The sequence below is a fragment of the Pseudomonas sp. HLT2-19-2 genome (genome assembly GCF_054898005.1).
In genome coordinates, this window is the sequence record NZ_CM142712.1 from 4,000,710 (window position 1) to 4,023,434 (window position 22,725).

Below are 22,725 nucleotides of genomic sequence, written 5' to 3' on the forward strand. Positions count from 1 at the left end.
CTCGCCACAATGGTTCAGCGCTTACTCTTGCGGATCGATGTTATCCAGCGCCCGATTTACCGCAAGGTCGGCCAGCATGATGACCTGCTGGATGCCCAACAACATGCTGCGCTGCGGCCCCTCCAGAAACACCGCGAAATCAGTGGCCATGACACTGGCGGAAGCCAACGACTCACAGGCGTGGGCCAACAGGCTTTCGGTGTCCATGTCCAGGACGATGGCGAACATTCTGCTGGGATTGTGAGGGGCGGAGTTTTTTAGAATGGCGGGGTTGAGGTGGAGGTTGGAAGTGCCGTTGGCGGTAGTGCTTTCGGTTTCTGATTCGGGGGGGGGGGTGTTGATTTGACCATGGCAAAACTCCTTACGCCGTTTGCTCGTCAGGGTTTCCAATCCCGGCCGCTGAATTGGCAGCGACGACCAGAGGCTAGATGTCGCGCTTCCGACGGGCAACCTTAAAAAGGCGTCGGAAACTTCCTCGCTTTTTTGATTGTTTTTCATCGCTTGTAGGAAATGTGGGTGGCAGTAAGATCCACCCCTCACCCTGACCCTCTCCCCAACGGGGCGAGGGGACCGACCGATGTGTTTAAAAGAAATTCTGCGACCTGAGATATCGAGTCGAACTCAGGTTTAAAAAGCTAAAGCACAACACAAACCCACCACTCAACAGGCCGAGCGTTAGCTCGCCTGCAGCTCTTGATCTTGCTTTGCCCGCCCCTTCGGGAGGCTGAGTGGAGGTGTTCATCTGGGGGGCAGGCGCGCAGCGCCGTTCGACGCAGTCGAACACATCGAGAGGAGGTTGAAGCGAAGCCAACCGGAGGCGATGCCCCCAGATGAATGCCGGAGCGAAGGAACGCCGAGCCTAGGCGAGGGGCCGGACGCCCGGGGCGAGACCTTTTGGTTCCTTTTGGGGCGTTTGCCAAAAGGGACTCGACGTAAGGGCGAAACCATTAGCGGCCGTTACCGCAGAAATGGATATGTACACCTGAAAGAAATAGGTCGGCTATCAGGCCGCCAAGATCAAAAGATCAAAAACCAGGTCGGCCCGAAGGCCGCCTCGGTTCACTCTTCCTCACCCTCAGGCACAACCTTGTTCTGAGTCAGGTAACGGTCAAGCGTCGCATTGTTGTCAGGCGAAGAATTATCCCCCGCCACCTGCCACAAATTCCGCTCAATCCCCTGCGCCAGCAAATGCCCAACGGCCGCCTCGATCGCCGACAACACACACAACTGCGCCGGCTCGTTCGTGGTGTACCCCACCTCAGCCTCCAGCAACTTCTTGAACTCGATAAACTTGAACACCCCGGCACTGCGCCCAACAGAGTAAATCGTCTTACTCGTCATCACATTGGCCAACACCTGCCCACTGCGCACATCGACGGCACGAAGGTTCACCGACACCTGATCCACCCGATACTCACGGGAAATATCGATCCCCAGATACCGCGCCCCTTCCCCGCCACTGCGCACGTTGGTGTCATAGGCGATGATCCCGCCCTCCAGCATCAAATTGGCGGCCTGCAACGGCGGCAACTCACCCAGGATATTCACCGGTGTATTGGGCTTTTTCTGCGAGGCGCGAATGATCTTGCGTTCGGTCAACAGGTTCTGCAGCCCTTCCCGTTCCAGCACCACAAACCAGCCACTGGCCTGCAACGCATCCATCAACATGCTGGCCGCCCCCTGGGTCACGCTGGTGGAAAACGAACTGGCCGGGGTCGGTTTGTACTGCCCGGTCTGATCCCGGAAGCCATACACCACCGCCATCAACCGGCCCTTGGGTCGTGGCATGTTCAGCAAGTCGTAATAGGTCGACGCCCGAGGTGTCAGGGTCGGTGATTCGGTGTCCTGCTCGGCCCCCATCGGCTCGCGCAAACTGCACCCTTGTAATGCCGCCAACATCAGTCCTAGCGCTATTATTTTTTTCATGTCCTTAACTCCCCGTCGACCCAAATCCCCGTCAAGGGGCCAGGCCATTCACCTGGATTTCGGAAACTTCACCGGTCGCTCGGTCGGTCACTTCAATAGTCAGTGCGCCGGAGTCATCGATGACGTTCACAACAAAAGCGTCGGTGGTCAGGCTCCCGGCATTGCCCGCGGAGATGTTGTCCATCAACTGGCCTAGCAGTCGTGATTGCAGCTGGCTGGTGAAACGCTCCAGGGCCGAAGCGCCGGCCACGGATGCACGGTCCTTCAAGTCAGGGTCGTCGTAGTCGTTCTGCGCCTGGGCGTTGTTGAGCAACCAGGTTCCGTTCAACGGGTTACCGCCAAACGACGGGTTGATGGGCGTGTAGACCAGCTCCGTGGCCTGGACCAGCCCACAACTGCCCAGCCCTAGTAGCCACATGCCCGTGCGTAGCGAGAAAGCTCCAATGTTCATAGTTCGTCCCTCTCAAGGTCGGTGGTGTCCTGCAACAAGGCTTCCAGCTTGCGCTGGACGATCTGCACGCGGACGAGATCGGCAGCCTCATAGGCCTCGTCCTTCAACTCCACGGTGTTCGGCGGCAGGAAGCGCCGATAAACCAATCGTTGCTGATATTCCACGGTCACCAGGCTGCCCCAGCGTGCCGAAGGTCGTTCGCGTACCACCAGGTTGAAATCCATCGGGCTGGTGGCGCGCAGGCGTTCACTGAACGAGTAGTAAAAGTCGTGGCCGATGTGCGAGATCGTGTCATCGACGATAAAACCCAACATTTCGTCTTCTTCGGCGGCCGACACGAAAGAGGTCATCAGCATCAGGACCAGGGCCGGTAGCCAGTGTCTGTTCATGGCATCACCGCCCCAACGCCTGAGGCGTTTTGGGATGGGCCCTTCGGTGCGGACGCACCCTCGAGGAAGGCCTTCTCGGCAACGAACTGCCAGTCCTTGTAACTCGCCATGCCGGTGAAGTCCGACCATTGAGCGGGGAAATCCGCCTGCTTGAGCGGCGTGTCCGTAGAGGGGCTGTTGAGGCCGGTGATGCGCCCGTCGAAACCGCGCATCAGCGTCCATTCGCCCCCCCCGATCGGGTCAGGGTACAGGTTGCGCAAGTGGTGTTTGGGCGACTGAAAACGCTCGTCCTGCAACAGGTCCGCCAGCTCTTTTGGGTACTGAGCCAGGCCAGGTGAAGTGCGGTAGTAGCTGCGCAATGCCTGGGCATATTGAGTACCGACCCAGAGCAGCTGGCGCTCACGATCACGGCGCGAGGCGGTGGACCACAACTCGCCAGCGCTGGCCAGGCCCATGCCCATCAACATGATCAGAAACAGCACGCCCAGGTAAGTGAAACCGGCCTCGTTTGAGGGTTTACCACTCGGAATAAAGGCTGCCATCACGCGCCCTCCCTGTGGCACCGCTTTTGATATCGGCGACCCCGCCCGGGACGCCGTCAGGCGGCGCCACCAGCACCCAGAGGTCTTTGCGTTCAGCGATCGGGTCCATCGGCGGGTTGCGCAGATAACGCTGCTCGACCAGCTGTTCGATGGAATCGGGATAACGCCCGGTGTCGCCGTAGTAGTGATCCAGTGCTTCGCGCATGGCCGACAGGCTCTGGCGCAGCGTGGTCTCTTTCGAGGCCTCGAGGCTGTTGAAATAACGTGGCAACGCGATGGTCATCAGGGTGGCGATGATTGCCATGACCACCATCAGTTCCAGCAGGGTAAACCCCTTTTCCCGACGCATAATCTCACCACTCCCGGTAGGCGATGCCGTTGAGACCCTTGCCGCGAGCCTTGGAGTAAACGTCAAAGACGTCTTCGCCTTCGCGCGGGTTTTGAGCCGTACTGTCGTAGGAGCGCACGCCCCAGCCGCCTTCGTCGTTACGCTTGACCGGCGCCAGCGGGTCATGGGGCACGCGCCGTAAAAAGAAGAACTTGGCGCCCTTGGCGCTGCGTACATCACGCACACCGTCCACCAGCACTTGCAGGTTCGGCGGATAGCCGCTGCTGTCCAGGGATTTCTCGATGTAGCCGGCGTCGAAAGCACGTTTGTAGGCGTCGATGGCATCGCGAATCTGGTACAGCGCAGCGCACAGTTCCTGCTCCTTGCCCCGGCGTACCACGGTCTCGGTCAGCGGCGCGGCCATGCCGGCCAGCAAGCCGATCAGCGCCAGCGTCACCACGACTTCGATCAGGGTAAAACCGCGTTGCGAGGCGCTCATGATCAAGGCTTCTCGACGCCAACGTGGGTGGAGGCAACCGGAGCACCGAGGGTCTCTGAGCGAATCGCCGAGTCCACCCCACGGTCCGGTGCCTGAATGTGCATGCTGGTTTCGGTACCGGTGGTGAACTCCATGTCCGACGGGCTCTGGTACGGCAGATTGCGCACGATCCGCGGCGTGATCGACAGCACCAGCTCCGACTTGCCGACCGTGTCCTTGTTGCTGCCAAACAAGCGGCCCAGGCCGGGAATATCGCCAAGGCCGGGGATCTTGTTGCCGGTGGCGCCATGGTCGTTGCGCATCAGGCCGGCGAGGATCTGGGTTTCGCCGTCATGCAGACGCAAGGTGGTCTGGGCGTTGCGGGTGTCGACCTGGACCGGAATGGTGCCCTGACGGGTCGGTTCCAGTGGCGTGGCGTTACTCACTTCCAGGGCAATTTTGATCGCCACTTCGTTGTTCAAATGCACGGTCGGCTGCACTTCGAGCTTCAGACCGACGTCCAGGTAGGTGACGCTTTCAGTGATCACCGGGCCTTGAGTCGAGGGCACCGAGGTGGCGCTGATGATCGGCACGCGCTGACCGATGTGGATGCGCGCCTGTTCGCGGTTGCTGACCCGAATCACCGGGCTGGCCAGGGTGTTGATGTCGTTGTCCTGGGCGTTGATCTTGGCCTGCGGCGACGGCGAGATGGAGATCCGGCTGGAGTTGATGCCTTTGAGTTGATCGAGCAGGGTCACGGCCGAGCCGTCGCTGTTGACCACGCCGAAGGTGTTCGGCCATTGCAGGCCAAGGTCGAGAATCCGCTGGGTGGCGACTTCCATCACCTCCACTTCCAGCACCACTTCAGGGTTGGACTGATCCTGCGATTGCAGGAGTTTTTCGGCCATGCGGATCGCGTCTTCAGAGTCGCGCATGGTCAGGGTATTGAGGCGTTCATCGACGAACACATCGCGGGTCTTGAGCATGGTTTTGATCATGTTCAGCGCGGTGTTGGCATCGATGCTGGTCAGGTAGAAGGTGCGCATCACCAGCTCTTGATAATCCTTGAGCTTCTGCGGCGAGTCCGGGTAGATCAGCAAGGTGTTTTCGTTCACCACCTTCTGGTGCAACTGGTTCTGTTGCAGCAGCAATTCCACAGCGTCTTCGATGCGCACGTCACGCACGAAGATCGTGGCTTTCATGTCCGGGCGCAGGTCCTTGTCGAAGATGAAATTCAAACCGGCGACCTGCGACAGCACTTCGAAGATGGTTTTCAAGTTGGCGTCGCGAAATTCCAGGGTCACCGGACGGTCGAGACGGGTCCGCAGTTGTGGATACGCAATCACGTTGCGGCTTTGCACCAGGCGGACGTTGCTTTGCAGCTCCAGCGCCCCTTCATTTTTCGGGTCCAGATCGAGGATCTGTTTCACCTGACGGTCGGCACCGTAGATGTCGCCGCGACGCAGGTCGCCACGGGCCAATTCGAGTTTCTCATCCAGGCTGCGCATGTGATCAAGCTGGCGCAGCGAGTCTTGGGCTCGGCGGTTGTTCGGTTCGATGGTCAACACCCGGCTGTAAGCTTGGCGGGCAGAAGCGAAATCACGCTGGGCGCGATCCATGTCGCCCTGGGTCAACAGCGCCGTCACCGCACGGGCACGGCCGCTGTTCAGGGCCAGGTGCAGCTCGGTGTTGCGAGGGTTTTCCTTCAGCCCTTCCTGGATGCGGGCCAGGCCGGCTTCGTACTGTCCCGACTCCATCAGGTCGGTCGCCTCTTGCTTGGCGACCTGCGCGGAACTGCACGCGGCCAACCCTGCACAAAGGCAAAGGCTCATCAGCAAACGGGATCTGTTCATTGCGTGCTCCCCACAGACAAAGTCTGAGACAAATGCAGAGGCAGGTAGACAAAGCTGAGTTCCACATCGGAAATCCCTTCTATCCGCCAGGTTTCGTCGATCACATCCCCCTTGCGTACGACGTATATTTTTTCGCCGTTCTGCAAAAACACTTGCAGGTCCGAACGGTCACTCAGCTTGCCAATGAACTGGAAAGGCATCGGTGGTGCGCTGGGGGCTTGCACGACCGGGGTCAGGTTGACGGGTTGTTCAGTGACGGTGGCGAGCTGCTGCGCAGCCTTCCAGCTACGGGCGGCGAACAGGTCGCCAGCCGGGCCCAGGTCCTTGACTGCCGCCGCAGTTTTACCGGCGGACGTGGCGGGCAGCGCACCGCGGATTTTGCTTTTAGCCGGGGTAGCCAGGGCGGCAACCGAAGCATCGCCCTGCTGCGACGACGTGAAATATTCAGGCAGCCAGGACAGCGCCGCCGCCATGCCGAAGAACGCCACCCAGCCCACTACGCGTTTGGTATTCATCATGACCTCGACAGGTAAAGGGTCATGCGGATCCGCCCGGTGAGGTCGGTGTCGGCGATTTTTTTACGCTGGAACTCCACGTCTTCCACCACCACCGCCGGCAACTGGCCGAGCAAGGCATGCAGGAAGCGCCGCAGTTGCGGGTAGCTGCCGCGCACCGGCAGCAGAATCTGATACCGGGCCAGGTGCGTTTTGGGGTCGATGCCCAGGGAATATTCACCGCGCGCCAGGGTGATGTGTTCCTGGGCCGCCAGCGCGTAGATCTTGTCGATGGCCACGGTGGCCTGAGGCTGGGACGGCAACTTGCTGCGGAAATCGTCGAGCTGACGTTGCGGCACCACCGGAGCGGCAACCGTGCCGTCTTCGACGTTGGCCAGGTATTCGCCGGCTTCCCGAGTCTGTTGGCTGAGGGTTTGCAGCGACTGCCAGTCAGGCATCAGGCCCACCAGGCCATACGCCAGCGCCAGCAGCAACATCGCCAGCCCTGCCAGGCCGGGAGTGCCCAAGCCTTGCAAGTGTTCGTGGACGATCAATCTAGGGATTTGCATCGCCAATCTCCCAGGTAGCCGACAGGTTGAATTGCACCGGGTGTTCCGGCACGTTCGCAACGATTTCGTGGCTGAGCAGCGACACATCGGACAGCTCGTCGCTGGCTTCGAGGCTGCGGTGGAAGTCGAGCATGGCTTCCAGATCCCGCGCTTCGGCGCTGATTCGCACTTGGCCTTTGCGGGCATCCGGGGTCAGGGTCAATAAAGCAATGTCGTCCCGGGGCATGGCTTCGAGCATGGCGAACAGACGCTCCCAAGGCCGGCGCAATTGCTGGGATACCTTGCGCATCTCGGCCAGGTTGTGTGCCTGTTCGCGGGTTTCGGCCGGGGTCAGGCCGACTTTGCCGCCGGTGTCGCCGGTGAGTCCGCGCTGGGCGGTTTGCAAATGACCTTGTTGTTGCGCGGCCTGTTCACTGAGGTGTTGCTGAACCAGCAAGCAGGTCAGCGTCAGCACCACGCCACCGGCCAGCAGGCTCCAGCCCAAAGGGCCCGAGCGGCGAGGCGGCTGGAAATCGAGCATCAGGGCGCGCATATCAGGCCACCGCCCGGGACATGACGTACAAGCCATCGCGTACGGATGTCCGGTCTTCTTCGAGGGTGCGCAGGTGCGCACCGGGTACGTCAGGGTGCGAGTCAATGCGCGCCGGCGCATGCAGATAAACGCTCAGCGGCCGGTCGCTGATGGACGCCTGTAATTGGTTTTCACGACCGATCAATGCCGTCAGTGCGGCGTCGCTGTCGCTGCTGCCCACCGAACGCACCGATGTCCAGCGCCCTTCCCGGGCCAGCAGCAACACGCTGCGCACCGGCTCGGCGACCACGAACAGGAAGTCTTCGGCGTCGAAGCTTTTATCGAAATGATTGAACGCCGCCATCAGGTACGGCTGCACCGAACGCAGGCGCAGGCCACCAGCAGCGACCTGCGTGCGCAACTGCGTCAGCAAGTCTTGCGGCAGCGCGGTGGCGACCCGGTCGTAGCCCGCCGGTTCAGCCGACAGCACCATGCTCCAGGGTTGAGTCGGCACACCATAAAGGTCTTCGAAACACAGTTGGGCAAACCCAAGCAATTCGGCAGAGCTGCTGATCTGTTCGCTCCAGGGCACCAGACAGAAGCGGCTGAAGTGCCCGGAGATCACCACACTCAATTCGGCACCGGGATGGGTGTGTTCGGCCAGCAGACGGTCGAGCGTTTCCAGCGCCACGGCCCAGGCATGGAAGCCTTCGTCGATAAAACCGACGCTGCCCAGCCACAGGGTTTCACTGCCACGGCGCTGGCCCAGACCGACACCACTGGCGCCGAGCACGGCGACAAAACGATCACGAGATAAAAGTGACACGATTGATCTCCTCGAGCGTGGTCCGCCCCTCTGCAACCAGCTCCAGTGCCGACTCGCGCAACAGGCGCAAGCCACGGCTGCACGCCAGGGCCTTGATTTTCGAAATGGGTTGACGCTCGACGATCATTTGCCGCAGCTCGTCGTCGAGGTGCAGCAGTTCGGCAATCGCTGTACGCCCGCGGTAACCGGTGCCCCGGCAATGGCCGCAGCCCTTGCCGTGGACGAAGTGGTAGTGATCGACCTTTTGCGGATCGAGGCCGGAGAGGCGCAACTCTTCTTCGGTCGGATTGGCCGGCGCACTGCAACTGGCGCAGACCAGTCGAATCAAGCGCTGGGCCAGCACGGCATTGAGTGCCGAAACGAGGCTGTAAGGGTCGATTTCCATCTGGGTGAAGCGGCCGATCACGTCGAACACGTTGTTGGCGTGAATGGTGGTAAACACCAGGTGCCCGGTGAGCGCCGATTGCACGGCGATCTGTGCGGTGTCGGGGTCGCGGATTTCACCGACCATGATCTTGTCCGGGTCATGGCGCAGAATCGAGCGCAAACCACGAGCGAAGGTCAGGCCTTTTTTTTCGTTGACCGGGATTTGCAGCACACCCGGCAGTTGGTACTCCACCGGATCTTCAATGGTGATGATCTTTTCAACGCCGTGGTTGATCTCGGTGATCATCGCGTACAACGTGGTGGTTTTGCCGCTACCGGTCGGGCCGGTCACCAGCACCATGCCGTAAGGCTCGGCCGCCAGCCGACGCAGATGGCGCAGGGTTTCGTCTTCGAAGCCCAGGGCTTGCAACTGCACGCCGCAGACCTTGTCGGCCAGGTCCTGTTTGTCTAGGACCCGCAGTACCGCGTCTTCGCCGAAAATGCTCGGCATGATCGAGACCCGAAAGTCGATCTGCCGGCCGCTGATGCCGATCTTGAAGCGACCGTCCTGGGGCACGCGTTTTTCGCCGATATCCAGTTCGGCCATGACCTTGACCCGGGAAATCACTTGCTCGGCGAATTCGCTGCCCTGGATTTTGCTGATGTTGTTCAGCACGCCATCGATCCGGTACTTGATCACCAGGCCGCTGCCGGTGGTGCCCAGATGGATATCGCTGGCGTGCATTTTCAGCGCGTCGTAGAGGGTCGAGTTGACCAGTTTGACCACCACGCTGGCGTCTTCGCTGATGCTGGTCAGGGACAGGCTTTGCAGGGTATCAATTTCGATATTGGCGTCGGCTTGGGCGTTGAGCGATTCCACGGCGTGGAAGCTCTCTTCGTGGCGTGCCAGGTAGGCTTTCAGGTCGTCGGCATGCACCAGGTACAGCGGCGCGCCGTGCAGGCAGTCGTCGATCCAGGCCAGGCGAGTCGTGTCGAAGGGGTCGGCAAACACACCAATGACCGCATCGTCGTGACGCAGCAGGATGAATTCGCGTTTGAGGCATTGGGCCAGGGTGACCCGGTCGAACACCGGGGTGGCTTGAAACAGGGCGTCGGTGTCGAGCACCGGATAATGCAGGGTAGCGCCGAGGCAGTGGATGAAGGGCATGGGGGCCAGTTCGCACAACACCCCAAGGGCTTCCAGGATACGTTCGCCGGAACGGGTGGCCCTGGCCCGGGCCTGAGCCAGTTGCTCACTGGAAAATCGAGACGATACACAGTCCAACAGCGCCGGTTCGACGGCAAGGGATAGACGGTCCATGGCATGCTCTCCAACGCCGGGGGCTTTGAGCCCTGTCGACGCGGCAGGCCATTGCGGCGGATGCCGGAACGTCTTGTCGCGCCACTACTTCCCGGTGAGCAATTGTTCGTCGTCTGGTGCCTTGGAGGTCGATGGACTTCGTCGACGATCTGCCAGCACCCAACTGCCGTCGTACAACTGCAGCGGGAAACTCTCGGTCCTGCTCTGGCGTCGTTCGACAAAACCTTCGGATGTGCTCATGCCTGCTTTGAGTTCGCGCTTCATCCCCAGAAGGTCGCAGACTGCTCGGGCCAATTCCGCCATTGGAAACGGTTTGAACAGGATATGGCTGACTCCCAGTTGCCGGGCCCGCTCACAGACTTCAGCGGTTGGGTGCCCGGTAATCAGCACAAAATGACACTTCCTGTTCTGGCGGACAGCATCGAGCACCTCAAAGCCTTCCATGTCGGGCAAGCGGTAATCGAACACCATCACATCAGGTGCAAACTGTTCGGCTTCACCGATACCCGTCACACCGTCATGTGCGATCCGGACGTCGAGCTCTTGCGCCTGAAGGTAATCCTTGAGGTTTTCGGCAAGGAGCTGTTCGTCTTCGACAACCAGTACTTTGTTTAACAAGGTCGACTCCTTGAAACCGCAGGTCCGATGTTCCAGCCCTGGGAGTACGCGCCTTCACTGAGGCTAACGCACACTTCATGCCAGGCTGAGCGCCGGTTCTTTTACCGTTGCAGGTCTTTGATTTTCATGAAAAAACCATTTCATCCAGAAACTCCACCCCCCAAAGGCGGGGAAGCGCTCGGATGTGCCTTGAAGCTATTCCCCACTATTGGGGGGGGAACCTTCAATCATCGTCAATCCGTTCGATTCGATTGCTTGATCGCAGCTGTGCGAGAACCTGTAGACGAGCCTGAGCCTGTTGCTGTCGGGCTAGGTAAGCCCTGACCATTTCAAGCCCTTGCACCTCTGAGACATCGGTCGCCTCCAGGCGGTTCTGCAGGTAGATTAAATGCCAGCCCAACGGTGTACGCACCGGTGTACTGACAGCCCCCGGTGCCAGGGCAAAGGCCACTGCTTCGAATTCCGGCGTCATCCGCCCACGCGGAAAATAGCCCAGATCACCGCCCTCGCTCGCAGAAGCGTCTTCGGAACCGGCCCGGGCCACGCTGGCAAAGTCCTCACCCTGACTGATTTTCACACGCATCTCCTCTAAGCGTAGCCGGGCTGCTTCAACTGTGGCGGAATCAGCACCTTGAGGCACTTTGATCAGAATGTGCCGTGCCTGGATTTCTTCCGGCCGGCTCATCTCGGCGCGATGCTCCTCATAGAACGCATGGACCTTTTTTTCGTCTGGCCCGGCGACCTTGGCGAGGTCAGCAAACACCCGCTGGGCCGCGAGCTCACGGCGGGTGTACTCGGTATACGCGGCCTCGTCAAAACCGGCGTCTTCGAGGCGCCGGGCGAATACGTCGGCACCGCCCATGGCTTGCCGGGTCTGATCGACCTGGCTTTGCACCACCTCGTCACTGATCACCACCCCGCGTTTGACGGCTTCCTGCCACAGCAATTCTTTGTCAATCAAGGCCGTCAGTGCCGACTGACGCAACTGCTTGTAGGCCTTGGGATTGCGGATGCTGCCCAGCGCCCGCCCCTGGTCCTCCAGATACTCGGCGAAATAGCGCTCCAGGCGAAACTCGGAAATTTCCTCGTCATTGACCCGCGCGGCGGCCGGGCCATCGCTGCAGAACGCCAAGGGCACCCACATCGTGAACAGGAGCAGCAGCGTCTTGAGCATCATGATCGAGACCTCCGGTCAGGGTGTAGCGGCAATAGGTTTGTAGGGAGCGACCAGATAAAAGCGCTGGCCGGGCAAGTCCACGGTGACGATATGCGCGCCGCTCAAGCCCAGGCGGCGGCCCGGGCCGAAGCTGATCAGCGGGGTCAGCCCGGTATCGAAGTCGTGCAGGCCTTCCAGCGCACTGATGAGTTTCTCGCGGCTGGCATCGCGCCCGGCCTGTTTCATGCCTTCGCTGAGCAGCAACATCGAACTGAACGCGCCGACTTGCAGCACTGCATGCTGACCGCCGAGCCCCTGATGCTTGCGCAATTGGGTCAGGGCCAGGCGTCCAGCCAGCGTCCAGTCACTGGGTACGAACGGATAAGCCAGAAACACCCGCCGGGAAAAAGCACTGGGCACCTGCAACAGATCACCCGCCACTTGGTTCGACGCGGCGAACAGGTAAGGCACCTGCCCCGCCGCCTGCAAGCGCTCGGCGAGGCGACTGAAACCGCCGCCGCTGCCCAGGTAAAACACCGAACGCGAGCCCAGTGGCAGTTCGTCCTGCGCCGAGTCGTAGGCTTTCAGACTGACCTTTTGCCAGGCGTGATCTTGCAGGTACTGGCCGAGGTTCTGCGCCGCCAACCGTTGACTGGGCTCGTCCGGGTAGGTGATCAGCGTCGGCCCCTGGAGCACCCGCAAACGGTCGGTGGCGTAATCGGCCAGGGCGATCAGTTGCTCGCGCAAACCCGGCAGCGGTTCGAAAATCTGCCGACTGGATTGCGCCGTGCCCAGCAACGACAGCGGTCCGATCAGCGGAATGCCGGCCCGCTCCAGGCGCGCGGCCAGGTCCAGGTCCAGTGCCGGTGCCAGCGGCGCGATCAGGGCGAACACCTGTTCTTGCTCGATCAATCGATCCAGCGCCTGCTCGGCACTGGCGCGGTCCGGGCCCGGATCGACGATGGTCAGGCGCAACTGCCGGCCATGAACCCCGCCCGCTTCGTTGATTCGCGCGACGCTGCCCTTGAGCACCGCCGCCACCGTGGCACCCTCCTCGCTCAACGATCCCTGGCGTGGCAACAACGTGCCCAGGTGCAGACTGTCGGAGGCCAGGCCGGGGTCGCGGTCATCGGCCACGCGTTTGAGGTAGGCCGTGAGGTTGCGCTGATCATTCGTCGACAGGACAAATCGCGGCATCGCCGGATCGAGCCGATTGTTGCCCGGATCACGCCCTTCCTGAATGGCACGCGCCAACGTGCCTTCGGTATACGCAGGGTAATGACGGCCATTGATTTGCTGCTGGCCGTAGGTACTGGTGAGCCGCGACCAGCTGAGATCCGGCGGTCGCACCCCGCCTTCGGGCCGCCCCAGGCCATCGGCGCCGTGGCAGTTGGCGCACGGCAGGCTGGTGGCCGGCAACAGCATACCCGCCGCCCCGACCCGCGCCATGATCGGCTCGCCACTCCCGGACAGACCCTCTCGATACAGCCGTTTACCGGCGCTTTCATCGGGGCTCAGCGGCAACGCTTCGGCGGCGAAATGGAGGCCGCCGAGCAGTAACAGACCGAGGATGAGTGAGGTTTTCATGGCGCAGGCTCAACGGCCGGCCACGGGCATTGTCAGCAATTGCAAGCGCTGGGCAATGGCGGCGGCCGGGGCATCGGGACGGATTTTGCTCCAGCGTTTGTTGGCCACGTCACCCACGATCAGTTGTGTTGAATGCTGCTCGGGAGTTGGCACGATCTGGCCGATGCGCCCCAGTACCAGGTCCATCTGCGCCTTGTCGCCAGTAAGAAAAAGCCAGTGGGGACCATCGACGCCCTGCTTCAAGGTGTAAGCCTTGAGTACCGCCGGGGTGTCCCGCAGCGGATCACTGGTAAGGGAGATAAAAGTGATGCCGTCAGCCTTGTCGCCCAGTAACTCACGCACCTCCTTGAGCTTGCGGGTGATCAGCGGGCAGGCATCGTTGCAACTCGTAAAAATCACATTGAGCAGCACCACGCGGTTCTGCAGCGCGTCGCTGTAGAAACGCAGGGTCTCGCCGTTCTGGTCCTGCAACGGCGTGTCGGTAAACCAGGTTCTCGCATCGCGGGTACCGCTGGCTGGCGGTGCGGCAACGGCGGCCACCGCGGGTGCCGGCTCTTCGTGCCCTTCGTGGGCGAACGTCAGCGAACTGAACAGGTAAAAGCAAACCGTCAGGGTGATCCAGTCGAGGGCTCTCATGGCTGCTGCTCCATAGCGATAGCGGTGTGCTTGGCGTGGACGTTGCGCTGGCCGCTGAGTCTCTCCACTTCACGGGTTAGCACCGTCGAGTCGGTGAAGCCGTAGTAGCGGGTCCAGTGGCGGCTGTTGCCGTCCCCCACCAGAATCAATGGCTGATGGCTTTTGAAGTCCCCGCTGAAGGTGCCCAGGCCCTTGAGCGTTTCGTTGATCGACTGCAAGCTGCCGGTCAGCCAGCTCCAGCCCGGACCGTTCTGGAAGTTGCGGGCGTAGTCGTTCAGGCGTTTGGCGTCGTCGCGCTGCGGGTCGATGCTGATCGACACCAGCTGCACCTCGCCGCCGACCCGCGCACCCAGCTGCTTTTGCACCTTGCCCATGATCGACGACACCACTGGACAGACCGTGGTGCAACGGGTGTAGATGAAGCTCATGACCACAATCTTGTTGGTGACCAGGTCTTGTTCCAGGCGCACCGGTTTGCCGTTCTGGTCCACCAGCGCCACGTTGGCGAACTTGACCTGGGCGCTCTCCGAACGGGCGCTTTTGGCCGGCATTTCGTGACCGGCGTGCTCATCCGCCGAGTGGGCCAGGGCCTGACCGATACCGGCGGCCAACAGGCAGAACGTCAGCAGTCCACGGTGTGCGAATCGGTTCATGTCGAACTCCTTTTAGTGGGCATCGCCGGGCAGGACCCGAACGCTGGCAAAAGTCTTGTCGTCGAAACTCGCGCCCAGCGACGCCGCCCGCACGTGCAGGTACCAGGCGCCGTTCTGGTCGAGGGTCACCGGGGCTTCATACACCCCATCGCCCACTTCTTGCGCGGCGACTTCCTGGGCCCGGGATGTCGGGGCCCGGAAGTAGCGCACCTGAACGTCCTTGACCCCGCTGCGCTGGACCTTCTGTTTGCCCTGAACGATGCGAAAGCGCACCACGTAAGGACTGCCGAGCGCTGCCGTGGATTTGTCGAGCATGAATTCCACCTTCGGCACACCCGCGTGCGGGTTGAGGTTTTTATCCGGCTCAACCAATGCCGTGAAGCAATGGATGATGTTCGGCTGGTTCAGCAGGAAGGCCACGTCGAAACGCCCGGCGGCGGGCAGTTTGATCCGGGCGCTGTACAGCCCCGGCTCGACTTCGCGCAGGCTGCGGTCGATGACCATCGCCGCCCGCGCCACTTGCCCGCGATTGGGGTAGCCGGACATCGGTGCGTTCATGCCTTCGGCGTAGAAGTAGGTGGTGTTGTCCACCGGGTTGACCACAAACACCGCGTTGTCGTCCCGCGACACGGCCAGGCTCGATGCCAACGGCAAATCACCCGCCAACCGTGGCGCCTGAGGCCCGGCTTCAAAACCCTGGCTGATGGGCGTGCGGCCCTCGCCGAGGGATGACAGGTTGATCATCGTGACCTTGGCCGAGGCCAGTCCGCGAATGTAGGCATAGGCCTTGGTGAACACCACTTGATAGGGTTCGGTGGACACGTTCAGTTCATGGATCAACGAATCGGTGGCCGCGTCGATCACCGAGGCCTGGTTCTCCAGGGTGTTGAGCACGATGCCGAAACGACCGTCAGCACTGAAGCCCATCGGGCCCAGGCCCTGTTTCATTTTGATCACCCGCCGAACCGCGAGGCTGGCGGTGTCGACCACGGTCACCGTGCCGTCCTTGCCGTCGGCGACATACACCGCCTGGGACAGCGGCGAGTACGCCACTGACAACGGGTGCGAGCCGGTTTTGAGTTGCTTGCTGATGGTCAGGCTGGCGATGTCGATAATGCTCAGCGTCCCGTCATCGCGGTTGGTGACGAAGGCAAAACGGCTGTCCTTGCTGAAGGCGATTTCGTGATGCCCGGCACCGGTGGCCAGGTGCTTGAGGGTCTTGAGGCTGCGCGTGTCGATCACCGTCACCCCGGACTCCTCGGCCGACTTCGCGTTGTTGCCGACCCACAGCAGACGCTCATCCGGTTGCAATGCCAGCCGCACCGGGTTGCTGCCAGCGGCAACCGAGTCGATCAACTTGAATTGCTCGCTGTCGATCACCGCAATCTCAGCGGCCGTTGGCATCGAAACGAACACCCGCTTGTTGTCACGGGGCGTCACCCAGTCCATTGGCGGCTGCTTGATATCAATCCGCGCCATCGTGCTGGTGATCCCGCCCACCGACACCGACGGGTCGACCACCGAGACGCTGGCATCGCGGTTCATCACCAGCAGGAAGTAGCTGTTCAGGTCGAGCAACGGCCGCGCGCCGATGCTCGATTTCAGAAACACCCCGACCCGGGATTTGCAGCTGTGCTCCCGGCCTTGAGCCTTGTCGGCGGCGACGGTTTCCGGATCGAGCCAGGCCCCTGGGTTCACACCCGACAAGGGTTGGCCCGAAGCGCTGTCAGTGACCCGGAAGCGCACATCGGCGAATCCACCCTCGCGCAGCACGCCGTCCTCCGCCAGCGGCCGCACCTCGAGCGCCACCGACAACCCGTCGCGCACCAGCGTGTTTTTGCTCCAGGTCTTCGGCAGTGCCACGTCGTTGAGCATAAGCGGCTGCGACGCGCGCCATACCCCCAGCCAGATCAGCGCCAATCCTACAACCAGCGCCCAAACGGCCACTATGATGGTCCTGTTCATATCGTTTCTCCCCTTACAGATCCATGCTGCCGCACCGCCCCCTGTAGGAGCGAGGCTTGCCCGCGAAGGCGTCATCCGCTACTCCGCCAAAACCGAAGTGACCCCTTCGCTCCTACACCTACGGTGCCGGAGCCGGTTCAGGTTCGTTGGTCACCCGCAGCAATCCCCAAAGCCCGGCGGTGTTGCCATAAGCGCCGTAATCACGGAACAGGTAGTCGCCCGGTATCGCGTTGCTGCCCCCGGCGCTCGGGTGCATGAAGCTGAAGTGCGCCGCCGGCAGGATGCTTTCGCGGGCGCCGATGTACATCGACATCGGGTTGTAGCCGAACCGCACCGAACCCACCCCTGGTGTATTCGTCGGATAACCGCCGGTATCGCTCTTCTCCGACTGGAACGGGTTGACCGACCAGACGTGACCGTCAAGCTGGAAGGTCGTACCGCGGCTGCCACCGGTGGGCATCATGATGTGGGTGCGGAACGGTTGCCCCGGCTTCACATACAGCACCGGCGTTTGCGGATCGCCTCCCACCAGCGCGTTGCTGTAAGCCATGTGCGCATTGGGCACGTCACCATAACCATGGCCGTCGGCACGGCCGAACGGCGCATCCGGTGCCAGCCCGAAGCGGAACCACAGTGGCTCGGCCTTGTAGTTGATGGCCATGCTCGAGTTGTCCTGCGGATCGGTCGGCACACCCAAGCCTTCGGCGGCAATGCCTTCGACCGGTCGGCCGTTGGCCCAGCGGATGTTCAGGGCTTTTTGCCAGACCATCGCAAAGTCGCGGTAGGTGGTTTGCCCCGCAGCGGTGACAGTCGCCGTCACTTTGCGCGCATCGTCAACCCAGGTCGCCCCGATCGGCAGGATGCTCATCGCCCCGCCCAGGCCTTTCTGCGGCTGTTTGATGACGTCCGCCGGGGTGAAATTCAACCCGCCGAACTCCACCGCCGTGGCGTTGATGTTGTCGACACTGCGGCCCAGTTGCGTGATCGGCTTGCCTTCACGCTCCAGGTGCCCGGCGTAGTACTGATAGGTACGCGTCGGGTACGCGCCGACACTGCCAACACGCGGCGGCACGGTCTGGATCGAGTTGGTGCCGACGTTGGTGCCGTCGGATTTGGTGATGTCGTACGCCAGCAGTTGCGCGTGCAGGCCAACGTGGCTGGACGGCCGCATCAGGTTATTGCTGAAGGTGGTCGCCCCCAGGCCGCTGTTGCGATCACGTTTGACCATGCCTTGCATCACCGCTGTCTGGGTCAGGTCCGGCATGATCATGGGCAGACGGTTTTCCAGGGTGATTTTGATGCAATCACCGGCCGCTGCGCGCAGCACCAGCGGTTCGACAGGCACACCGGGTTTGAGCTTGCCGGTGATCGGGTCGAGATCGCCCTTGCGCACATAAAGGATCGCCGTCGGGTCATGCAGCGGCCCGCTTTGCCCGCCGATGGTGAAGGTCTCACCGTCTTCGGGATCGGTCACGGTGACCTGCGCAATGCTCACGGGACGCGAGTTGAACACCAGGGTGCCGCCCGCCGGATTCAACGGCCCACCGACATGCTGACCCATCCCCGCCGGATCGCCGATGGACAGGTTCAGCGGGTTGCCAAGGATGTCGTTGGCCAGCGCCGCGACCACTTCATAGTTGCGTTGCACGGTCGGCCGGGTACCGATGCCATTCGGGTTGGCGCCGTACCGTGGGCAGATACCATCGAACGCCACAGTGTTGCGCATACCCATCGGCTTCGCGTTGTTCGGCAGCGCGAACAGATCGCTGCGCTGGGCCGTGTAGTTGCGCATCACGCCCCAGATCCCGCTCCAGTATCCTTCCAGGGAGGCGTCCATCGAGTACAGGTAGTCACCCGTGGTCGCGGCCGAGCTGGAGACCATCGACACCGGTGCATTGAAGCCCAATTGCTCGGAGATCCCGACCATCTGCGACGAACGCCAGCCCGAGTTGGAGCTGTTGCCGAACCCGGAACCGCTTTGCAGCCATTTCACGCCATGCAGGGTCACGTTGTGCTCTTCTTCGTGACCGCCGGCATGCACCCGCAGCCGCACGTTGTCACCGGTATAGGTACGCAGCATCGGGGTGAACGGGTCACCCGGTTCTGCGCCGCCACGGTTGATGTGCGGCGGGAACAGCGTAGTGCCGCCAGTGGGACCGGTGGCCGCGGTCACCAGGTTCGGCGCCAGGTTCATCGCCGGGATGGCGCGGTCGGTGCGGCTTTGCATGGCGTACGCCAGGTCGCCGCCGAGGCCGTCGGCCTGCATGCCGCGCTTGCCGTCCGGGCCGACCTTGTTCGGGTCGTACACCCGCAGGGCCAGCGGTTCGTTGCGGTAATTGACCACGAACATGCCAGGGTCATCCACCGATATGGCTTGTGGGCATGGCCGGCTTGGGCAACCGGGCACTTGCCCGCCTTGCACTTCGACGATCCCTTCCAGCAGGTTGCTGGCGTTATTGCGCACCGGCGGGTTGATCGCGTAGCGGAAGCTGTTGGCGGTGGCCGGGAAGGCTTGCGGATCGGGCACACCATTGGGGCCGGCGCCAACATACACACCCGCTTCATAGGCGTGCTGGAAGTCGCTGTACTCAAGGAAGAACTCACGGAAGCTATCGTTCTTGCCGTCACCATCGATGTCACCAGTGGAAATCACCGCTTGCCATGAAGTCGGCCCGCCATCCTGCCGCGCGCCGCTGTACAACGGCTCGCCGGTTTCAGCGTGGAACCAGGTGGAACCGGCCGGCTCGGCCAGCACAGTGGCGTACAGACCGACCTGTTGGTGAGTCGATGGGCCTAAGTGGTCGTGGGTAAAAATGGTCCCCAGGCCACGATCGACACCTTTGGTGTTCACCACCGGATCGACAAACCAGCGCTGCATCGCTGTGCGCGCGCCGACCCAGTCAGCACGGCCAAATTGACCGAAGTACGGGTGATTTTTAGCTTTCGGACAGGCCGGCGTGCCGTCACGCGGGTCGGTGCCTTCGCATTGGTTGAACTCGCGAATCGCGCGGATGCGTTCTTGCACTGCCCCCGGGGAAAGGACGCCGTCTTCGTAGTTCCAGCCGTTGGCCGAACCATCGGCGGCCGTCAGGTCCCATTTCGGCAGGTGAATGTGCTGACCGATCACGTCGGTTGGCGTGCGCACCTGATAGTCGTCCATTTCATAGGTGGACGGCACCAGGTTGGTTTGCTGGTATTGCACGCAGTCGAAGGTGTTCATGCGCATCACCAAAGGCTCTGGCGGACGCTGCTTGGTAATCACCGGCCAGGCGTCTTCCCACAGCGCGAGAATGCGTGCTTGCGGGAAGTGGTAACCGACCTTGTTGTAGACCGCGTCGAACTGGATGTTTGCGGCTTTGTAGACGCGTGGACGGTCGGCAGTGAACGACGACGTACCGGTGAAGGACATGCCGTCGATCCGTTCGCCACTGGCGAACTCGCCGGTGCCGGCGCTGCTGGTCAGGCGTTTTTGCCGATCATCCATGCACGGTTCGTAATACGGTGCGCCCGCTATCGGCAAGGCACCGTTGGTGCGGAAGTTGCGCGCCACGACTTGATTGCCGGGTAGCACGGCGAAACTCGGATGGTCTTTTTTGGCATGGAACGCCATGGCCGCCTGTTCGACTTCGGTGCCCTCTTCCGGCATGTAAATCGGCTTGGCCCGGGTCACTTTCTTGGAGAAATCCAGGGACGTGGTAATGGTTTGCGCCTGGCCACCGGAGGAGAAGCCGTCCAGCGTATGGCGCCCCAGACCGCCGTCCCAGCCACCGGACTGAGCCGGGTCGAGGTTGGCCCACAAGGCGTTGCCGCTGGTTTTCAGGGACTGCGCCTTGGCAGCGTCGAGCATGTCCAGCGGTGGGGTCGGTGGACGCTGGCCGACCGAGCTTTCCATACCGCCAATCCAGAACGGATAGCCAGGGTTTTTCAGGCTGCCGTCGGCAGTGCGGTTGGCTTCGCTGCGATCCACCAGGGCGAGGGAGCCGATGGTTCGAGCGCCGTCATCGCCACCAGCCAGCAGGGTTTCGCCGATTTTCGGCACGACCGCGACTTTGCCCGGCATCGGTGCCATGGCTTTGCCGGGCAGCGGCACTACGGCTGGAATCGGTGTACCGGCAACGATCTCGCCATCGGGCAAGGCCCGGGCGCCTGCAGCCGGTTTACCGCTGCGCAGCGCATAAGGTTCGCTGTGATATCCGTCTGTGCCCTGCTGGGAAACCTCGAGTTTGGTGCCTTCTTCAAAGACGTCATGCACCCGCCACATGCTCCACATGCCTTGGGCAAAGTGCGGATAGAAGTGGCAGTGATAGATCGCATCGCCCGCAACCCGGTTGCGGTTGCCCGAACCACCGTTGGCGATTTCGTAGGTGTAGCCGGCGCCCGGACCAATGCCTTGGGCGTCCACATAGTCGGAGTTGTCGTCGTTGGGGTTGAACAACCACTGATGCCCGTGCAGGTGGAAGATGTGCTGTTCGTGGCCGTTGTGGGTGTTGCGGAATTTGATGAAGTCACCGATGTAGCTGTGGTTGACGTTGGACGGCTCGGACGGATACAGCGCCATGGTCGCCTTGACCCCGACCTGATCGGCGCTCGGCACTTGACCGGGCAGAATGCCTTCCAGGCCGGCGTTGGCCGGCACGTCCACCAGCATCGCCACATCGCCGACGGTGTGGGAACTGAGGAAGAATTCTTCATAGGCGCAGGACAGGCAATCGTGCATCGGCCCGACGCCCAAACGGTTGGCAACCACTTCGGCGCCCATGCCGCCGGAGCCATAGTTGATCATGAACGAGTCGCGGGTCGGCTCCAGCACGTGAGCCATCACCGGGTCTGCCCAGTAAGCGGGGAACGCTTGAGTCGCGGCGGTTTCATCCTGGAACTGCGAGGCGAAATCGCGGAACGGTTCCAGACGATTCGGGATCGCCGGGTTGCGTTTGCCGATGGCTTCCAGCGGATAGGTCGACGGCGGGAAGCTGCCATCGGCGTTGCTGCCCATCACGACCGCGTCACTCTCGCTGGAAATGATTTCATTACCGTCGACCATGTTGATGATCGGCGTGCCAGCCTTGCCTTCACGGATCCACGGCTCGCGCTGTGGGTAGCGCGCCTGGTAATCGACGATCGGCTGACCGACCGGGGTCCGACCGACGCTGGCCAGGCGCATTTCCTCTTCGGTCACGGTGTTGCGATAGGTGCGGCCGCCCTTGGGCACCACCACCACCTGGCCGAACAGCCCGTTGGCCACGTTGCCCGCATCCCCTTCCCCACCAAAAGTCGCACCGCGGCTGCTGGCGGCAAACGCCCCTTCGCGCTCGGCGTACAAGGTGTAGGAACGGGTGGCGCCGGGGGGAATCAAGGTATTGGCGTTGCGACCGGTATAGGACGCAATGTCGTCGATGCTGTTGACCGCTTGCAGGCCATTGACCTGGAAGCCGACGTGGCGGTCGGCGACCTGCTCATCGACCTTGAATTCGTCTTCGTTGCCGATTTCGACCTCACCCCCAATCTCACCCTCTTCCTCCCCCCCATCTTCGTGGCTGCCGGGGTTGGCCTGGTAGGCGAGCAAGTTCTGCAGGTTGATGGTCAGGCAGTCACCGGCGGCGACGCGCAGCACCAATGGACGCGGACGTTTGTCGGGCCGCAGCGACACGTTGCCCGGCACCGCCGCTCCGCCTTGAGCCAGAGACATCTCGTGGTCATCGACCACATCGCGGCGCAGGGCGAACATCATGCCGTTGACGTTCTGCGCGCCGAGGCGGTTGAACATCAGCGGCTGATCCAACGCCACGACATTGGCCACCAGATTGCGCTCGCAGCGCACGGCCGCCTCGGCCAGCTCGATACCAAGCATCGACACCACCAACAGCAGCAATCTAAAAACGGACGGGGCGTTGGGTATGCCGGTCATGATCACGGGCCTCGCTGTGGGTGCTCACAGGGAATAGTTCTTGACAAATCCCTTGAGCAATCCGCATGCCATAAATAATTTAGATGTTTTTCAGTCACTTACGTAAACGACTTAATAACTCGGGGGATATTCCCCACTTATTCCCCACTTT

General features: G+C 61.7%; 20 protein-coding genes. All 20 read right to left on the bottom strand.

Features of this window, described 5'->3' with window-relative positions:
• Positions 1 to 21: 21 nt before the first annotated feature.
• Positions 22 to 228, bottom strand: a complete 207-nt coding sequence (locus tag ACYZTU_RS18580) for a DUF6124 family protein (RefSeq protein WP_461964653.1) — start codon at positions 226 to 228, stop codon at positions 22 to 24.
• A gap of 831 nt (positions 229 to 1,059) precedes the next feature.
• On the bottom strand, positions 1,060 to 1,926 hold the full coding sequence (locus tag ACYZTU_RS18585) for a CsgG/HfaB family protein (RefSeq protein ID WP_461964654.1): 867 nt from the start codon (positions 1,924 to 1,926) through the stop codon (positions 1,060 to 1,062).
• A 31-nt stretch (positions 1,927 to 1,957) separates the two neighbouring features.
• Positions 1,958 to 2,377: a curli assembly protein CsgF gene (locus tag ACYZTU_RS18590; RefSeq protein ID WP_461964655.1), complete on the bottom strand. Its 420-nt coding sequence runs from the start codon at positions 2,375 to 2,377 to the stop codon at positions 1,958 to 1,960.
• The gene (csgE, locus tag ACYZTU_RS18595) at positions 2,374 to 2,766 is read right to left on the bottom strand and encodes a curli production assembly/transport protein CsgE (RefSeq protein WP_282381189.1); all 393 of its coding nucleotides are present in this window, start codon (positions 2,764 to 2,766) and stop codon (positions 2,374 to 2,376) included. Before csgE ends, ACYZTU_RS18590 begins: the two co-directional genes overlap by 4 nt.
• The gene (locus ACYZTU_RS18600) at positions 2,763 to 3,308 is read right to left on the bottom strand and encodes a type II secretion system protein (protein WP_461964656.1); all 546 of its coding nucleotides are present in this window, start codon (positions 3,306 to 3,308) and stop codon (positions 2,763 to 2,765) included. Before ACYZTU_RS18600 ends, csgE begins: the two co-directional genes overlap by 4 nt.
• Entirely contained in the window at positions 3,283 to 3,657 is a 375-nt protein-coding gene (locus ACYZTU_RS18605; RefSeq protein ID WP_129443236.1) for a type II secretion system protein, read from the bottom strand. Before ACYZTU_RS18605 ends, ACYZTU_RS18600 begins: the two co-directional genes overlap by 26 nt.
• A gap of 4 nt (positions 3,658 to 3,661) precedes the next feature.
• Entirely contained in the window at positions 3,662 to 4,135 is a 474-nt protein-coding gene (locus ACYZTU_RS18610) for a type II secretion system protein (protein WP_461964657.1), read from the bottom strand.
• Between the two features lie 2 nt (positions 4,136 to 4,137).
• On the bottom strand, positions 4,138 to 5,967 hold the full coding sequence (locus tag ACYZTU_RS18615; protein ID WP_461964658.1) for a secretin N-terminal domain-containing protein: 1,830 nt from the start codon (positions 5,965 to 5,967) through the stop codon (positions 4,138 to 4,140).
• Positions 5,964 to 6,482 carry a hypothetical protein gene (locus tag ACYZTU_RS18620; RefSeq protein WP_461964659.1) on the bottom strand — a complete coding sequence of 173 codons (519 nt, stop codon included), beginning with the start codon at positions 6,480 to 6,482 and terminating at the stop codon, positions 5,964 to 5,966. The genes ACYZTU_RS18615 and ACYZTU_RS18620 overlap by 4 nt, the downstream gene beginning before the upstream one ends.
• Positions 6,482 to 7,030: a GspMb/PilO family protein gene (locus tag ACYZTU_RS18625; protein WP_461964660.1), complete on the bottom strand. Its 549-nt coding sequence runs from the start codon at positions 7,028 to 7,030 to the stop codon at positions 6,482 to 6,484. Before ACYZTU_RS18625 ends, ACYZTU_RS18620 begins: the two co-directional genes overlap by 1 nt.
• Entirely contained in the window at positions 7,017 to 7,562 is a 546-nt protein-coding gene (locus ACYZTU_RS18630) for a PilN domain-containing protein (RefSeq protein ID WP_461964661.1), read from the bottom strand. Before ACYZTU_RS18630 ends, ACYZTU_RS18625 begins: the two co-directional genes overlap by 14 nt.
• 1 nt (position 7,563) lies before the next feature.
• Entirely contained in the window at positions 7,564 to 8,367 is an 804-nt protein-coding gene (locus ACYZTU_RS18635; RefSeq protein WP_461964662.1) for a hypothetical protein, read from the bottom strand.
• Positions 8,348 to 10,054, bottom strand: coding sequence for a GspE/PulE family protein (locus tag ACYZTU_RS18640; protein ID WP_461964663.1), 1,707 nt, complete (start codon positions 10,052 to 10,054; stop codon positions 8,348 to 8,350). The genes ACYZTU_RS18635 and ACYZTU_RS18640 overlap by 20 nt, the downstream gene beginning before the upstream one ends.
• An 84-nt stretch (positions 10,055 to 10,138) precedes the next feature.
• Complete coding sequence (locus ACYZTU_RS18645; RefSeq protein ID WP_461964664.1) at positions 10,139 to 10,672, bottom strand: response regulator; 534 nt, start codon at positions 10,670 to 10,672, stop codon at positions 10,139 to 10,141.
• A gap of 223 nt (positions 10,673 to 10,895) precedes the next feature.
• A complete protein-coding gene (locus ACYZTU_RS18650; protein WP_461964665.1) occupies positions 10,896 to 11,849 on the bottom strand; it encodes a peptidylprolyl isomerase in 954 nt (317 codons plus the stop codon).
• A gap of 15 nt (positions 11,850 to 11,864) precedes the next feature.
• Positions 11,865 to 13,415: a cytochrome c/ABC transporter substrate-binding protein gene (locus ACYZTU_RS18655; protein WP_461964666.1), complete on the bottom strand. Its 1,551-nt coding sequence runs from the start codon at positions 13,413 to 13,415 to the stop codon at positions 11,865 to 11,867.
• A gap of 9 nt (positions 13,416 to 13,424) precedes the next feature.
• Positions 13,425 to 14,051: an SCO family protein gene (locus ACYZTU_RS18660; RefSeq protein ID WP_461964667.1), complete on the bottom strand. Its 627-nt coding sequence runs from the start codon at positions 14,049 to 14,051 to the stop codon at positions 13,425 to 13,427.
• Positions 14,048 to 14,704, bottom strand: a complete 657-nt coding sequence (locus ACYZTU_RS18665; RefSeq protein ID WP_449645945.1) for an SCO family protein — start codon at positions 14,702 to 14,704, stop codon at positions 14,048 to 14,050. Before ACYZTU_RS18665 ends, ACYZTU_RS18660 begins: the two co-directional genes overlap by 4 nt.
• Positions 14,705 to 14,716: 12 nt before the next feature.
• Positions 14,717 to 16,669, bottom strand: coding sequence for a YncE family protein (locus tag ACYZTU_RS18670; RefSeq protein WP_461964668.1), 1,953 nt, complete (start codon positions 16,667 to 16,669; stop codon positions 14,717 to 14,719).
• A gap of 118 nt (positions 16,670 to 16,787) precedes the next feature.
• Positions 16,788 to 22,574, bottom strand: a complete 5,787-nt coding sequence (gene mnxG, locus ACYZTU_RS18675; protein ID WP_461964669.1) for a manganese-oxidizing multicopper oxidase MnxG — start codon at positions 22,572 to 22,574, stop codon at positions 16,788 to 16,790.
• Positions 22,575 to 22,725 lie beyond the last annotated feature (151 nt).